Origin of the sequence: Dyadobacter sp. CY323 (assembly GCF_021390245.1) — a bacterium.
Classification (GTDB): Bacteria; Bacteroidota; Bacteroidia; order Cytophagales; family Spirosomataceae; genus Dyadobacter.
This window is the reverse complement of record NZ_JAJUXH010000010.1, coordinates 155,258-170,144: the sequence shown is the minus strand read 5'-3', so window position 1 is coordinate 170,144 and position 14,887 is coordinate 155,258. Positions and strand designations below refer to the sequence as shown.

The window sequence follows — 14,887 nt, the reverse complement described above, 5'->3', positions numbered from 1 at the left end:
AAAAGGAAAACTCATACTTTTGTAGAAGTCGATAATTTAAAAGGCAATCGAAATTATATTTTACCAAAACCAGTTTTAACCAAAAGTTTTATTTAATTCACAACCAAAATCTCAATTTAACCTTTAAAAGTAAGTCTGATGGAAAAGAAAGCTACAAGTCCGGCACCAGCTCCAAAGCCTGCTGCGGCAGCAACAAAAGGCAAAGGCGGTTTGAACCCGGCATTGGTAATCCCTCTACTATTCGCGATTGCATTAGTTGTTTACATTTTCGTTCTGGGAGCTCCGGAACACTTTAAGGATGGCGATCACGCAAAAGGCCCAATCGATGGTGATTACTACGGAATCGTTTACAAAGGAGGTCCTATCGTACCAATTTTGATGACTTGTTTCCTCATCGTGTTAACATTTACAATCGAACGTCTGATCACTTTGAACAAAGCATCAGGATCAGGCAGCATCGATGCATTTGTACGTAAGTTGAGAAGCCTTCTCGACAAAAATCAAATCGACGAAGCAATCAAAGAATGTGACAGACAAAAAGGATCTGTTGGTAATGTTGTTAAAGCAGGCCTTTTGAAATATAAGCAGTTAACTACGGAAACTGCGCTTGATAAAGAACAAAAACTGGCGGCTCTTCAGAAAGAAATCGAAGAAGCGACTACGCTTGAACTTCCAATGCTTCAGAAAAACCTTACAATTATCGCAACTCTTGCCGGTGCATCTACACTTCTTGCACTTCTTGGAACGGTAATTGGTATGATTAAAGCGTTCGCGGCACTTGGTACATCAGGTTCTCCTGACTCAGCTGCTCTTGCAACTGGTATCTCCGAGGCCCTTATCAATACCGCACTTGGTATTGGTACATCGGCTATCGCGACTATTTCTTACGCTTACCTGAACAGCCGTGTTGACGACCTTACTTACAGCATTGATGAGATCGGCATGAGCCTTCAATCAAATTTTGCTGCACATTATTGATAGTTGAGAAACTATTTAATAGTGAAGTTACGTTAATATACAAAAAACTTATATATTTGTTATGGCAAAAGTAAGACCTAAGAAGCACGCCCCGCATACAGATATGACGGCGATGACTGACGTGGCGTTCTTACTACTGACATTCTTCATTATGACGGCGACTTTTAAGTCGAACGAAGCTGAGATTACCACTCCTTCTTCGATTTCTCAGATCAAAGTTCCGGATGATGACATTATGGTCATTAGTATCGACAAAGCGGGTAAAGTGTTCTTTGGAGTGGATGCGAAACCAGTTCGTGCGGCAATGCTTGAAAATATAGGTCAGTCAAAGGGGATTACATTCACTGAAACTGAGAAAGCTAAATTTGCATTACAAAGCAGCTTTGGATTTCCTCTGAATCAATTGAAGCCCTGGCTGAACATGACAAAAGAGCAAATGCCGAATGTGAAACAGCCTGGTATTCCGGTTGATTCCACAGGAGCAAGTGAATTGGCTGATTGGGTTTATGCAGCTCGTAAAGCGAATAACCAATTGCGGATTGCTTTGAAAGGTGATAATTTGTCTAAGTTCCCTGTTTTTAAAGATGTACTTGCTAACCTGCAATCGCAGAACATTAACAAGTTCAACCTGATAACAGGTAGCGAACAAGCACCAGCTGGCTATACAAACGAATAGTACTTAAAAGGTATCATTTTAATTAAGAAGAGAAATGGCAGCAATTGAAGAATCAGGTGGTGGGCACGGCAAAGGTGATGGTAAGGTTCGGGCCAAGAAAATGTCCACGCGAGTGGACATGACACCCATGGTGGATTTGGGCTTCTTGCTTATCACGTTTTTCATGCTTGCGACGACGATGTCCAAGCCGACATCCATGTCACTCGCTGTACCTGATAAAACAGAGGATAAAGAGAAAGAGACCGAACCTTTAAAAGCATCCAAAGTTTTGACCCTTTTTATGGGAGCAAACGATGATGTATATTATCTGGACGGTGTTGCTGCGGATGACGACAAAGCAGAAGCTTCTTTGAAAACAACCCGCTATGGGTTTGATCTCAGAAGTGTGATTTTTGCTTCCCAGAAACGTATCAACGCAGCTAACCCAAAGGATGAAAAAGGGAACGAAGCTTTTGTAGTGGTAATCAAGCCGACACCGGTGTCTACTTATAAGAATATGGTAGACGTATTGGATGAAATGGCCATTACTAAGTCGAAACGTTATGCGCTGGTAGACAATCTTACCGATTCGGAGAAGAAGCTACTTGGTGATAAAATAAAAGATAAAAATTAATCACTAATCAAAACTAATTAAAGCGCCATGGCAGAAATAGGCCCGAATGCAACGCTTGATGATATAGTGTTTGCTGATCGTAATAAGGCGTACGGTGCATTTGAACTTCGCAGAGGCTATCGTGCCGATGTTACGAAGGCTACTTTGATCGGTGCTGCCTTGTTTATCCTGGCGATGTTTACCCCGTCGATTATCAATAAATTGACGGCCGGACAGGAAGAAGAAGCGCCCATGATTGAGGTGGATTTAATGAAGATACCACCGCCGCCAATTGACCCGGCAGAACCGCCACCGCCACCGCCGCCACCGGTTGAACAACCTAAGGTGAACACGGTGAAGTTCTTACCGCCGGAAGTTAAGAAAGATGAAGAAGTTCCTGAGGAAGTTCCGCCACCAACAGTTGAAGAAATTAAAGAAGCTGTTGTTGCTGATAAAACGGTAGAAGGTGATCCGAATGCGAATGAAATCATCGTTGCTCCCGAGGCAGTAGCTGCACCTAGTAAAGGTACAGTAGTAGAGGCCGCTCCCGAACCTGAAAAGGTTTTTACGGTCGTTGAGCAACAGCCTGAGTTTCCAGGTGGTACTGCGGAGATGTACAAGTATTTGAGTAAGAACATCAAGTATCCAAGTGCAGCTTCACGTGCCAACGTTTCAGGAAGGGTTTTCATGTCCTTCGTTGTTAATATCGATGGAAGTATCCAGGATGTGGCAGTGTTAAAAGGTTTGGGATTTGGCTGTGATGAGGAAGCCATTCGTGTTGTGAAAGCAATGCCGAAATGGAAACCAGGTAAGCAGTCAGGACGTGCGGTACGTGTGAAGTATAACTTGCCAATTAATTTCCAGTTGGAGTAACTCATGAGGGAAAAACCATTGCATGAGAAGATCAGTGATCTAACCTCTATCGTAATGGCTCTGACATACATAGGAGGAGGGATCTTTTTGATTCTCTCCTCCTTGTCTTTTAGATTGTTACCGATTGGAAGTGTTCCAAGATATGCCTTCGCTGGCACACTTATTTTATACGGTGCTTACAGAGGCTATAGGGTTTGGAGAAAAAGAAATCAGGAAGAGCCATGAAATTCAGGTCTGTCAGCTATTTGCTAGTTTTAGGAGTAGGTCTTATAGGCTGTGACAAGTCTAGTGATAGCCTGGATAACCCCAGACAAGGAACCATTACCATTGCTTCAGATGAGTCTTTTAAGCCGTTGGTTCATGCACTAACGAATGCCTACGAAGGTATTTATCCAAATGCACATTTTGAAATTGATTACAAGCCCGAGCAAGAAGCGATCAGGCAATTGTTGAATGATAGTGCAAGGATTATTTTTTCGACGCGACAGCTTAATGAGAAGGAGTTAGAGATCATTCGAAAACAAAAGGGAACACAGAAATTTCAGCATATCGCGACTGATGGACTGGCGCTGGTTACAGGTAAGGCTAATTCCGATAGTCTGATCACCATGTCGGAGATCAAGGGTATAATGGAGAGCCGGATTACGGATTGGTCCCAGTTGAAGGATGGAAACCAGAAAGGAGCTATCACTTTGGTATTTGATAATGCCAATGCCAGTAATTTGAATTTTATTCTAAATAAATTTGGAATAAAAGACATACAGGGATTGCGGATCATTTCCGCGGGATCAAATGAAAGTGTTATAAAGAATGTTCGGGAAAATCCACTACACCTGGGTTTTATCGGGGTTAATTGGATTAGCGACGGACACTCTCTGGCATCTGAGGAATTGTCCAAAGGAATCAACGTGATGGGCGTTTCTAAGAAAGCAAACCCGGATTCTCTTTCAGATTACATTCAACCTTTTCAGGGTGGATTGGAGTTCAAACGGTATCCCCTGTTCAGAGATCTTTACATAATTAGTCGTGAAGGTTATTCGGGACTTGGAGGAGGATTAATGACTTACATTGCGAGGGATGTCGGAGGTTTGATAATTCAGAAAATGGGTTTATTGCCGACGGTACCCTACCCGCGCGAGTTGGAAATAACGACTGGTAAAGACTTTTGACCTAGTACAATTTAATAGATTTGGATTTGTTATTGAAAAGCCAAATTTTTTATCATTATTTTAACCGGATAAAAAATGAACAGAAACATGAAAATGAAGTTAGTAGCACTGTTAATTAGTTTATTATCGTTTGCGAACTTACAAGCGCAGACGGTGCAGGATGGTCTTGCATTGATACACGGAGAACGTTACAATGACGCAGGGGCATTATTTAAAAAACTTGCTGAAGGTACACCTTCTGCTGATAATCAGTATTATTTAGGATACTATTATATTAAAACTAATCAACTGGATGAAGCGCAGAAAGCTTTCGAAAAAGGCCTGACGATTGATGATAAGTCATATCTGAACCAGGTGGGACTTGGAACCATTGCGCTTTCAAAAGGAGATCGCGCCAAAGCCAAGGAATTGTTTGACACGGCGGAGAAGAAAAAAGGAAAAGATGCGGAGGTACTTTTCAGAATCGGTGAAGCTTATACACTTTTCGAAAAGAATAATGATCCTGCTGAGGCGATCAGACTTTTAGATTTGGCTGTTAAGAGAGACAAAAATCTTGCTGATGCTTACCTGGCGAAAGGGGATGCTTTAATGCTTCGCAATGAAGGTGGTAACGCGGCAACTGCTTATGAGTATGCATTAACAGCAAAACCAAACTATGCTGTTGCTCACAACGCAATTGGTCAGATTTTCCTTCGCGGTAAAAATTACAATCTGGCTCTTGAACATTATAAAAAGGCGATTGAGGCGGATCAAAACTTTGCACCCGCATATAAAGACCTTGCAGAGTTGTATTTCTTCGCTCAGAAATATAAGCAAGCCGCTGAAAATTTTGATTTGTATATCCAGAAAAGCGGAACGACTGACCCAGAAATGAAGCTTCGCGCTGCTCAGTTTGCGTTTACCGCCGATGATTATGCAAAATCACTTCAATTGCTGGAAGAGATAAAAGGAAAGATCAACAACCCGATCACACTTCGTATGTATGGATGGTCTTACTTCAAACAAAATGATCCTGACAAGGCAATTGAAAATTTGAATGAGTTCATTAAAATTGCCCCTGATAAGGTTATCGGTGATGACTATAAATATCTGGGTCGCGCGTATAATCAAAAGGTAACTGACGAAAAGAAGTACGACTCAACGGGTGTTCGTTATATCCTGAAAGGAGCTGACATGGATACCAGCAAAGCAGAGGCTGCTACAACATACAAAGAAGTAGCTGCTCTATACTATGCTGCGAAAGACTTCCCGAATGCAGCGGCTACTTATTCCAAAGGAATTGCTTTGGATACCGCTAAGGCTACGGCGAACGATTATTACTATACCGGTCTTGCTAACTTCCAGACTGCCACAAGCTATGTGCTGCCGACGGCTGCGGATTCAAACTATGCGGATAGCGCCAAGATTGCTGCTACCAGAAGAGAGTTATTCTTAAAGGCGGATTCGATTTTTGCGACGGTAACGCAGAAACTGCCTGAATGGCCTTATGGATACTATTGGAGAGCAAGTACGCTGTACAATGCTTACGATCGTCAGGAGAACGTGGACAAAGGTATTTCAGCACCACATTATCAAAAGCTGACTGAACTTGCCGAAAAAGATCCGGATCCAAGTAAATATAAATCTTACTTGAAACTGGCTTACGGATACCTGGCTTTTTATAGTCAAACGACTTTGAAGGATGAAGCTAAGGCGAAGGAGTATTGGGAGAAATTATTAAAGGTTGATCCGGATAACGCTTCTGCCAAGGAGGCGTTAGGATTGGCGGTAGCTCCTGCTGCTCAGCCAGCTGCTGCTACCACAGCTAAACCAAAAGCGGCTCCAAAGAAAAAGCAATAACTTACAAGACCATAAGTTGAAAAGGCCCTCGGAACTCCGAGGGCCTTTTCACTTTTATAAACCACAGGAATAATAAATCGAATCAGAGAGATGATATACGTGCAAAGCATGTATTTAACACGGGTAAATGAATTGTCGCATAATGGTCATAACACCACTGTCTCAAACGTTTTACTTCGGCCGGCATTAACATACGAATCGCTTTCCTCAACTCTTTTTCAAACAATCTTCTGTCGAAGCTGACTTTTTGCAGAATAATTTTTATGTATTCAAGCATCGAGGCCATAGTATTATGTAGTTTTGTGGTTTAGGGACGTTATTTACCAGAACAAAGTATCTCCTGAAACAGGAAGATCACAGCAAATCCTAATAAAATTAACGAAAATAATTCATGAAATTATATGCGTTATTAAATATTATTTTGTGTTTTTCGAGTACAATTTGTGCGCAGGTAGTTAATAATGCTTCTACAATTGAATTTGGCTCCAAAAATCTTTCGTTGGAAGAACCACTTCTTATTTCGGTAGTTTTGAGAGATGCGGAAAATCGTCCATCCGTTATTTTTCCGGAAATAAAGAATCTTGAGAAAAGGAGCAAATCGGCCACAAGTTCAATAAGTATTGTAGATGGGCAGAAGGTGGTGATACAAACTATCACACAGGAATATTACGCTTCTAAGCCTGGAAGCTATCTTGTTCCGCAATTTTTTCTTACGGTTAACGGGCAAAGACTGCATGCGGAAGAGACATTGGTGGTATTCTCTGCCCGTAAGGATACTGAAAATCCTGTGGCCGCGGAAACACCTAATTTAGAAAGTGATTTCGAACCTAATAAGGAAGATATATTTCTATCGGTCCAGACAGATAAAAAGCAAGTGTTCATTCGCCAGGGATTCGCGTTGCGAATTTCACTTTATATCGCTGAGAATACACCCGTTGAAATGGAGTTCTACCGCTTTAACGAACAGCTGCAAACGATTTTAAAAGCGGTTAAACCGACTACCTGCTGGGAAGAGAATGTAGGAATTGAAGAAATTATTAAAAGGAAAGTTACGATTCGCGGGCGGAAGTATACCGAATACAACATGTACCAGGCAAGGCTTTTCCCGATCACTACTGAGGACATTCAGTTTCCGTCGGTAAAACTGGAAATGCTCGTGAAAGACAACAGTAGTGCCGTGAATGTGGACAAGAAAGTTCTGAAAGCGTTCCGATCAAAGGCAAATTGGGTCAAAGTGGAACAATTACCTGACCATCCGCTGCGCGACCAGGTTGCGGTAGGTCAATATAGTTTGAACGAGAAGCTTTCGGCTGAGTTGGTTTATCCTGGCGAGAGTGTGAGGTATATGTTTAAAGTTGAAGGTGTTGGCAACATCGCTGCCATCCCAGCCCCGACAATGCAGCCGAATTCCTCATTCGATATTTATCCGCCTGAGGTCAGCCAGATCATCAAACGCAGTAACCAGAGTGTGATTGGTGAAAAAACGTTTGACTATTTTGTTGTACCCAGAAAAGACGGATCTTTTCCATTGGGAAGGTATTTTCAATGGGTGTACTTCAATTCGGCGAAAGCCCGGTATGATACGCTCAGGTCTGCTAAATCTTTGCAGGTCCGAGGTGAGGACTATAAGCTTGCAAATCTGGCATTTAGTGGGTCATCCGGCCTTTATGATAATTTAGAGAGTCTCGATAGCACCAGCGAGCGGTTTGATTTTAAACAAATTTTAAAAGAGGTAACCAATGCGATTGTTGTCGTTTTGCTGATAACAATGTTTTGGGTGCTCAGAAAATAATAGTTAATGGGAAGTACATACGGTAAAATATTCAAGATTGCCACATTTGGTGAGTCGCATGGATCAGGGATTGGAGTGATTATAGAGGGGTGTCCGGCGGGAGTCACGTTTAATAATGAGTTTATACAAAGCGAACTCACAAGGCGTAAACCGGGCCAGTCGCGCATTACAACGCAGCGTAAAGAGGCAGACGAATTTGAAGTGTTATCAGGTGTGTTTGAGGGTAAAACAACCGGGACACCCATTGCCATGCTCATTCGGAATGAAGACCAACGCAGTAAGGATTATTCCCATATTGCTGCCCAGTACAGGCCGTCTCACGCCGATTATACTTATCAGGCCAAATATGGTGTCCGCGACTACCGTGGAGGAGGTAGAAGTTCAGCACGTGAAACTGCGGCAAGAGTGGCGGCTGGCGCGGTTGCTAAAACGCTTTTGAATGATCAGAAAGTAACTGTATCCGCTTATGTATCGCAGGTTGGTACTATGAAGCTGGAAAAGGAATACGGCGCGTTAAACCTTGCATTAACCGAAACCAATGATGTTCGCTGCCCCGATCTGGAAATGGCACAACAGATGTTTGACTATATCGACAGTGTCCGTAAATCCGGCGACTCTGTCGGAGGTGTCGTGAGCTGTGTCATCAAAGGAGTACCTGCTGGCTGGGGAGAGCCAGTGTTCGATAAGCTTCACGCGGAACTCGGAAAGGCGATGCTCAGTATTAATGCAGTAAAAGGATTCGAATATGGCAGCGGATTTGCGGGTGTGGAGCTTCTGGGATCTCAGCACAATGACGCTTTCTTCACGGATGAATCCGGCCAGGTACATACAAGAACCAACCATTCCGGAGGCATACAGGGAGGTATTTCAAATGGCGAGGATATTTATTTTAAAGTAGCTTTTAAGCCGGTAGCGACCATCATGCAAGATCAGGAAAGCATTGATCAGGATGGGAATATCGCTATTGTACAGGGTAAAGGACGACATGATCCTTGCGTTGTGCCGAGAGCGGTTCCAATTGTAGAAGCAATGGCGGCACTTGTTCTGGCGGATTTTTATTTGAGAAACAAATCAAGTAAGGCCTGACGATACTTATAACTTGTGTTTATTGCGTCTTTGGTTCAGACTGAGTACAAGCCAGATAGTACCAATGAATTCAACTGCAAGGCCACTCAAAATAACCGGGTGAGACAGATGCTCCCGTGAGGCATTTAAAAATGAACCGGTAGCGACGACGAGCAGACCAGCCAATAAAATAAGTACAGCGTTTCTCAGACCAAGTTTCACTTACTATAAGTTCGTTCAACAAAAATGCAGTTACTGAAATCTGCTTATCTAATATAAAAACTCCTTTTTTAAAATGCTATGTATCAGGAGTGATTGTTTTAATATTTTACCTACAAATAAAAAATGGCTCTTTCGGAGCCATTTTTTATTCAGTCATTGTAAGATTTATATAACCTGAGTTTTACCAGGAACTGCCACAGGATACAATCCATCCGGGCCAGGCAAAATCTTAGGAGATGCGTCCCAGGCCAGCTTGTCAGGGAATAAGTTAATGTCTGAGTTCAAAGCCTCATCCCATTTGATCATTTTTCCCGAATAGGTTGCCATACGTCCCATGATGGATGTCATTGTACTTTTCGCGCCATTTTCTGCATCAGCGAATTTGTATTCCCCTTTTGCAACCGCAGCAAACAATTCGTCGTGCTCAACCTGATATGGGTTTTTGTCACCTTTGTCATCATGTTGATAAATCACGCCACCTTTATAGTCTTTTAAAGCAGTTTTCTTGCCTTCAAAGCTATCAATGCGACCTTTTGTTCCGACGAACGCTTCGTCAACCCGATTCCAGGTTCCTTCGAACTGGCGGCACTGGCTTGATATTACAGTTCCGTCTGCATAGACAAGGTCTAATGTATGGTGGTCAAAAATCTCACCGTATGCTTTACCGGTACGAACCTGGCGTCCACCGGAGCCTTGGATTGTCACCGGATATCCTTTTTTCACCCAGTTTGCAACGTCAATATTGTGAACGTGTTGCTCGGAAATATGGTCACCGCAAAGCCAGTTGAAGTAATACCAGTTTCTCATTTGGTATTCCATCTCTGTTTGGCTGGGCTGACGTTCCTTCACCCACGGGCTGCTTCCTACCCAATACACCTGGCCGCCAACGATATCTCCAATGGCGCCGTCGTGAATCCTCTTGATCGCTTCACGGTAGTTCGCCTGGTAATGGCGTTGCAGACCAACAACCACATTCAATTTTTTCTTTTTTGCTTCTTCGGCAACTTCGAGCACTTTGCGGATTCCCGGAGCATCGGTAGCAACCGGTTTTTCCATGAAAATGTGCTTGTTATTTTTAACCGCCTCTTCAAAATGCGATGGTCTGAAACCCGGAGGAGTTGCAAGAATTACAACATCTACGTCTTTCAACGCGATCGCTTTTTTGAATGCATCAAATCCAACAAATTTGCGGTCTTCAGGAACATCTACTTTCGTTTTGATGTCCGCTGGAGCGCCAGCTGCATTCTTATATTTTTTGGCCGTCAGATTTTTGTAAGATTCATCCAGTCGATCCTTAAATGCATCTGCCATTGCAACGATCTGTACATTTTGAGATGTACTCAGAGCTTGCGCAGCAGCACCAGTTCCTCGTCCGCCGCAGCCGATCAAAGCAACTTTTATCGTTTCTCCCACCGCGCTGTTGAATCCATAACCTGTCAATGGATTCAGCAAAGCACCTCCTGCTATTAAGCCGGATGCTTTCAGAAAATTACGTCTATCTTGTTCCATTCTACTTAATATAAGAGTTTATTAAAATCAATAATCTTCAATCAATTTCGGGCTGTAATACGCTTTGATTTCTTCGGCAGAAGGTACTTTTAATGGCCTTACTACGCGAAAACCTACAAAAGATGCGCTGGTCATCCACCATTCGCTTTTTGGCAATTGCGGGTCGAGAATTTTCCATTCCGGTTTAGAAGCGGTTCTGGCTGCACTTCTTAAATCCGCAGGCTCGTCGTCCCATGAACCGCCGCGAACAGCCGTCGGGTACAATTCGCTTACCGGTGCAAATGCCTCGTTCGCAGGTTTTTTGGAATAATAATCAGGAATGTACTGATCTAATGTCCATTCCATCACATTTCCATGCATATCGTGCAAACCAAATGCATTCGGCTTTTTGGTACCAATCTTTTTATATGCCGCATCGCTGTTTTTTCTATACCAGGCATACTGATCGAGCGTTGCTTCGTCGCTTCCGAACGAATAGGCCGTTTTAGAACCCGCGCGGCAAGCATATTCCCATTCCGCTTCTGTTGGTAACCGGTAAAAAATCCCGGTTTTTTCATAAAGCCATTTACAGAATAATATCGCCGCGTACTGTGTCATATTAATTGCGGGATATCCTGATCGCCCCATTCCGAATGACATATCTACATAAGGTGGGCTGGGACGTGTGCTCGCATCTGTTTTTTGAACGCTTTTGTCAGGATCCGGATGTCTTGCAGCCATTTCCTTCTCCATATTTTTGAAAGCATACAAATCATATATGTCCCAAACTACTTCGTGCTTGCCCATCCAAAAAGGCTCAATCTTTACTTTGTGCTGCGGACCTTCATCTGCCCTGCGGCCCTTTTCATTAGCTGGGCTGCCCATCGTAAACTCACCGCCAGGTACTGCGACCATGTCATAAACCTGCGGACTTCCTCCGATTTTTTGTGTGTAACTTTTAAAATTAGCGTTCTGCGCCTGCGTGTTCGAAAAAAAGAAAACCGTTGAGATTAGGAAAAAAAATCTTTTGTACATGATAATGTAATGTGTTCAATGGAACCATCTAACTGAATATAAGCGGCAATATTAGCCTATTTACCCTACTAAAACGAATTTTTTCTTCGTTGTTTGATATCTATCCTAACTTTGTAGTGATTGAATTTTACTTTTATTTATGAATTACCTGTCAGCAGAAAATATTGCAAAGTCGTTCGGTGACCAATGGCTTTTTAGAAATATAAATTTCGGGATCAGCAGAGGAGATAAGGTTGCGTTGATCGGAACGAATGGAACCGGGAAAACCACATTCCTAAACATCCTCACTGGAAAAATTCCATCGGATGAGGGCGAAGTAAGCATTCGGAAAGACATTCGTGTCGGCTATCTCGATCAAAGTCCCGCTTTTGACGAAACCCTGCCGGTACTTGAAGTGATCTTTTCTTCAAATAATCCGGTTGCGCAAGTTGTGAAACGGTATGAACACGCCATTGAAACCGATAACCATGATGAACTCTCCGAGGTTATGGAGGATATGGACAAGTTCAATGCGTGGGATTTTGAATACCGGACCAAGGAAATTTTGGGGAGACTAGGTATCCATAATACTGAGAATCTGTTTGGCACCTTGTCGGGTGGCCAGCGGAAACGGGTGGCACTTGCAAAAGTACTTCTGGAAGATCCAGATCTTCTGATCCTCGATGAACCAACCAACCATTTGGACCTGGATACCGTCGAATGGCTGGAAGAATATCTGAATACCTCAAACACGACACTTTTGGTGGTGACCCACGACCGGTATTTTCTCGATACGGTTTGTAATCAAATGCTGGAACTCGATCATGGTTCGGCTTATTCTTATAAAGGAAACTACACGTACTTTCTCGAAAAAAAGGCAGAGCGGGAGGAAATGGAGGCTGCGGGCATTGATAAGGCACGTAACCTCATGCGCAAGGAACTGGATTGGATCAGGAGACAGCCGAAAGCCCGGGGTACCAAAGCCAAATACCGTGTGGATGCTTTCGAGGAACTGAAAGAAAAGGCAAGTCAGAAGAAGTTCGATACGCAAATGGAATTAAATGTGCGGACATCAAGACTTGGAAGCAAGATCATCGAACTGAACGATGTAAGCAAAGGTTTTGGCGATCGCCAGTTGATCAAGAAATTTGAATATACATTCCGGAAAGGGGACCGGATAGGCATTGTCGGCCAGAATGGGATGGGCAAATCGACATTACTTAACATGATCACCGGCGAGCTGCTTCCGGATAGTGGCGAGATTGTAAAAGGAGAAACCGTTCAATTTGGGTACTACAAACAATCAGACCTGGTCTTCAATGAAAATCAAAGGGTTATTGATATCGTAAAAGATGTTGCGGAAGTGGTACAACTGGGAACCGGCGAGACGGTAACGGTCGGACATTTGTTACAGGCATTCCTGTTTTCTCCCTCCAAACAATACGATTTCATTTCCAAACTGAGTGGCGGAGAAAAGAGAAGATTGCAACTTCTGCTCATCCTGATCAAGCAGCCGAATTTCCTCATTCTGGATGAGCCGACCAACGATCTGGATATTGCCAGTCTGAATGTATTGGAAGAATTTCTTTTGAACTTTCCGGGCTGTCTGGTTATCGTATCCCACGACCGGTACTTCCTGGACAGACTGGTGCAGCATATATTTGTTTTTGAAGGTGAAGGTAAGATCAGCGATTTCCCCGGCAATTACACAGAGCTTCGAGATTACCAGGATGAGCAGGAGGTATTGAAAAAGAACACCCCGTCGGCGCCGGCAAAAGCAGTAGAACCAGTTACCGCACCTGTTGCAAAAGAGATTGTACCGGCGGGCACGGCACCTAAAAGAAAGCTGAGTTATAAAGAACAAAAGGAAATGCAGCAGCTGGAATCTGACATTGCCGAGCTGGAAAAGAAAAAGACCAGACTCGTCGAAAAACTAAACAATGGCGGCACCCATGAAGAGCTGGCCAAATGGGCAACACAAATTGAAGAAATGACGGATAGCCAGGCTAACAAAGAAATGAGATGGCTGGAACTATCAGAAAATGCATAGTTTTGAAAAAATGACCTGTTTTTGACTTAAAAAGTGCGATATGGATTCCATTATAGAGTTCTTCCAATACATTCTTAATTCTGAGGAATTGATACGTACAGGTGGGCTTCTTGTTATTACATTCATCGTATTCGCGGAAAACGGGTTGTTTTTTGCTTTTTTTCTTCCTGGCGATTACCTCGTTTTTCTTGCCGGCGTCTTTTGTGGCACGGGCATTCTGAACGTACCGATCGGGATATTACTGATCTGCATGTTCACTGCTGCGGTTTTGGGCTCGCTCGTTGGTTACATTTTTGGTAAATATTTTGGTGGGATATTTGAAAACAGGAAAGATTCCTTCTTTTTCAAGAAGAAGCACATCGATACTACCCGTAGTTATTTCGAAAAGTATGGGAGCAGGACATTGATCATCAGTCGATTCCTTCCGGTTGTGCGTACTTTTGCCCCGATTTTAGCCGGGTTGGTGAAAATGCCTTTTCCTGCATTTCTTATTAATAATGTAGCAGGCGGCGCTATCTGGATCGGCACATTAACCGGTGGCGGCTTTCTTTTCGGCGAACGCTTTCCCTGGATCGTTGACTACGTCCAGTACATTATCCTGTTCTTTCTGGCGATAACAACGTTTACAGTTATAAAAGGATATTTAAATGCGCGGAAGGAAATGAGCTAGCTTATTTTATTACCTTGAAGCTGATCGATATACCGGTTCTTCTCGCGGATTATTTGATTTTTCTCCTCGATTATTTTCTCATAATGCATGGATAAAGGATTGTTGATTTCTCCATTCCTGTTTTTCAAACTTTCTCCGAAGCAAATTGCTGTTACAACCTGTCCAATATTCATATTGAGGGCCTCAGGTAGTTTGTAAATCAACCCAATATCCAATTTCCTTTTATTATTCTCAATCCGGTTTACGACAGAAGTTGAAATTTTCAAAACTGCCGCCAGACCTTCCTGCGACAATCCGGCCGATTCTCTGAGCTTTCTAAAATTTCTGCCAAAATCATTCATTTGAGCGTGTGTTGGAAAGGTGTAACTGATCAACAAATCTATATGTAATTTTTTGATTTGTTCAGGTACTATTAGCTTGTTTTTAAATAGAAACTATTTTCTGATTTACGGTCACAGT

The 14,887-nt window shown here is 42.9% G+C and carries 14 protein-coding genes; 10 read left to right on the top strand and 4 right to left on the bottom strand.

The window, feature by feature from the left end:
* The first annotated feature begins 138 nt into the window (after positions 1–138).
* The 6 genes from LZG72_RS16105 to LZG72_RS16080 all read left to right on the top strand — a co-directional run bounded on the left by LZG72_RS16105 (position 139) and on the right by LZG72_RS16080 (position 6,127).
* Complete coding sequence (locus LZG72_RS16105) at positions 139–978, top strand: MotA/TolQ/ExbB proton channel family protein (protein ID WP_233874439.1); 840 nt, start codon at positions 139–141, stop codon at positions 976–978.
* Positions 979–1,039: 61 nt separating this feature from the next.
* Positions 1,040–1,654, top strand: coding sequence for a biopolymer transporter ExbD (locus LZG72_RS16100; protein WP_233874436.1), 615 nt, complete (start codon positions 1,040–1,042; stop codon positions 1,652–1,654).
* A 34-nt stretch (positions 1,655–1,688) separates the two neighbouring features.
* The gene (locus LZG72_RS16095; RefSeq protein WP_233874433.1) at positions 1,689–2,267 is read left to right on the top strand and encodes a biopolymer transporter ExbD; all 579 of its coding nucleotides are present in this window, start codon (positions 1,689–1,691) and stop codon (positions 2,265–2,267) included.
* Between the two features lie 27 nt (positions 2,268–2,294).
* Positions 2,295–3,119, top strand: a complete 825-nt coding sequence (locus LZG72_RS16090; RefSeq protein WP_233874430.1) for an energy transducer TonB — start codon at positions 2,295–2,297, stop codon at positions 3,117–3,119.
* 221 nt (positions 3,120–3,340) lie between these two features.
* A complete protein-coding gene (locus LZG72_RS16085) occupies positions 3,341–4,288 on the top strand; it encodes a substrate-binding domain-containing protein (RefSeq protein WP_233874427.1) in 948 nt (315 codons plus the stop codon).
* A gap of 75 nt (positions 4,289–4,363) precedes the next feature.
* Complete coding sequence (locus LZG72_RS16080; RefSeq protein ID WP_233874424.1) at positions 4,364–6,127, top strand: tetratricopeptide repeat protein; 1,764 nt, start codon at positions 4,364–4,366, stop codon at positions 6,125–6,127.
* Positions 6,128–6,209: 82 nt separating this feature from the next.
* On the opposite strand, the gene LZG72_RS16075 is transcribed toward LZG72_RS16080, so the two are convergent.
* Positions 6,210–6,413 carry a hypothetical protein gene (locus tag LZG72_RS16075; RefSeq protein WP_233874421.1) on the bottom strand — a complete coding sequence of 68 codons (204 nt, stop codon included), beginning with the start codon at positions 6,411–6,413 and terminating at the stop codon, positions 6,210–6,212.
* A gap of 105 nt (positions 6,414–6,518) precedes the next feature.
* Here LZG72_RS16075 and LZG72_RS16070 point away from each other — a divergent pair, with 105 nt between their 5' ends.
* A complete protein-coding gene (locus LZG72_RS16070) occupies positions 6,519–7,919 on the top strand; it encodes a BatD family protein (protein ID WP_233874418.1) in 1,401 nt (466 codons plus the stop codon).
* A gap of 6 nt (positions 7,920–7,925) precedes the next feature.
* A complete protein-coding gene (gene aroC / locus LZG72_RS16065) occupies positions 7,926–9,005 on the top strand; it encodes a chorismate synthase (protein WP_233874415.1) in 1,080 nt (359 codons plus the stop codon).
* A gap of 366 nt (positions 9,006–9,371) precedes the next feature.
* Here the strand turns inward: aroC and LZG72_RS16060 are convergent, their stop codons facing one another.
* Both LZG72_RS16060 and LZG72_RS16055 read right to left on the bottom strand, forming a co-directional pair.
* Positions 9,372–10,715: a Gfo/Idh/MocA family protein gene (locus LZG72_RS16060; RefSeq protein WP_233874412.1), complete on the bottom strand. Its 1,344-nt coding sequence runs from the start codon at positions 10,713–10,715 to the stop codon at positions 9,372–9,374.
* Positions 10,716–10,742: 27 nt separating this feature from the next.
* Positions 10,743–11,729 (bottom strand): formylglycine-generating enzyme family protein, encoded by a 987-nt coding sequence (locus LZG72_RS16055; protein WP_233874409.1) that lies wholly within the window; start codon positions 11,727–11,729, stop codon positions 10,743–10,745.
* A 139-nt stretch (positions 11,730–11,868) separates the two neighbouring features.
* Between LZG72_RS16055 and LZG72_RS16050 the strand changes: the two genes are divergently transcribed.
* Positions 11,869–13,758, top strand: coding sequence for an ABC-F family ATP-binding cassette domain-containing protein (locus LZG72_RS16050; protein WP_233874406.1), 1,890 nt, complete (start codon positions 11,869–11,871; stop codon positions 13,756–13,758).
* A 40-nt stretch (positions 13,759–13,798) separates the two neighbouring features.
* On the top strand, positions 13,799–14,428 hold the full coding sequence (locus tag LZG72_RS16045; protein ID WP_233874402.1) for a DedA family protein: 630 nt from the start codon (positions 13,799–13,801) through the stop codon (positions 14,426–14,428).
* On the opposite strand, the gene LZG72_RS16040 is transcribed toward LZG72_RS16045, so the two are convergent.
* A complete protein-coding gene (locus LZG72_RS16040) occupies positions 14,425–14,769 on the bottom strand; it encodes a helix-turn-helix domain-containing protein (RefSeq protein ID WP_233874399.1) in 345 nt (114 codons plus the stop codon). The genes LZG72_RS16045 and LZG72_RS16040 overlap by 4 nt on opposite strands.
* Positions 14,770–14,887: the final 118 nt, after the last annotated feature.

Bases quoted from the DNA above. Each gene is read 5' to 3' on its own strand.
- LZG72_RS16105 (WP_233874439.1), top strand. From the start codon at position 139: ATGGAAAAGAAAGCTACAAGTCCGGCACCAGCTCCAAAGCCTGCTGCG.
- LZG72_RS16050 (WP_233874406.1), top strand. From the start codon at position 11,869: ATGAATTACCTGTCAGCAGAAAATATTGCAAAGTCGTTCGGTGACCAA.
- LZG72_RS16100 (WP_233874436.1), top strand. From the start codon at position 1,040: ATGGCAAAAGTAAGACCTAAGAAGCACGCCCCGCATACAGATATGACG.
- LZG72_RS16055 (WP_233874409.1), bottom strand. From the start codon at position 11,729: ATGTACAAAAGATTTTTTTTCCTAATCTCAACGGTTTTCTTTTTTTCG.
- LZG72_RS16045 (WP_233874402.1), top strand. From the start codon at position 13,799: ATGGATTCCATTATAGAGTTCTTCCAATACATTCTTAATTCTGAGGAA.
- LZG72_RS16095 (WP_233874433.1), top strand. From the start codon at position 1,689: ATGGCAGCAATTGAAGAATCAGGTGGTGGGCACGGCAAAGGTGATGGT.
- LZG72_RS16090 (WP_233874430.1), top strand. From the start codon at position 2,295: ATGGCAGAAATAGGCCCGAATGCAACGCTTGATGATATAGTGTTTGCT.
- LZG72_RS16080 (WP_233874424.1), top strand. From the start codon at position 4,364: ATGAACAGAAACATGAAAATGAAGTTAGTAGCACTGTTAATTAGTTTA.
- LZG72_RS16070 (WP_233874418.1), top strand. From the start codon at position 6,519: ATGAAATTATATGCGTTATTAAATATTATTTTGTGTTTTTCGAGTACA.
- LZG72_RS16085 (WP_233874427.1), top strand. From the start codon at position 3,341: ATGAAATTCAGGTCTGTCAGCTATTTGCTAGTTTTAGGAGTAGGTCTT.
- LZG72_RS16060 (WP_233874412.1), bottom strand. From the start codon at position 10,715: ATGGAACAAGATAGACGTAATTTTCTGAAAGCATCCGGCTTAATAGCA.
- LZG72_RS16075 (WP_233874421.1), bottom strand. From the start codon at position 6,413: ATGGCCTCGATGCTTGAATACATAAAAATTATTCTGCAAAAAGTCAGC.
- LZG72_RS16040 (WP_233874399.1), bottom strand. From the start codon at position 14,769: ATGAATGATTTTGGCAGAAATTTTAGAAAGCTCAGAGAATCGGCCGGA.
- aroC (WP_233874415.1), top strand. From the start codon at position 7,926: ATGGGAAGTACATACGGTAAAATATTCAAGATTGCCACATTTGGTGAG.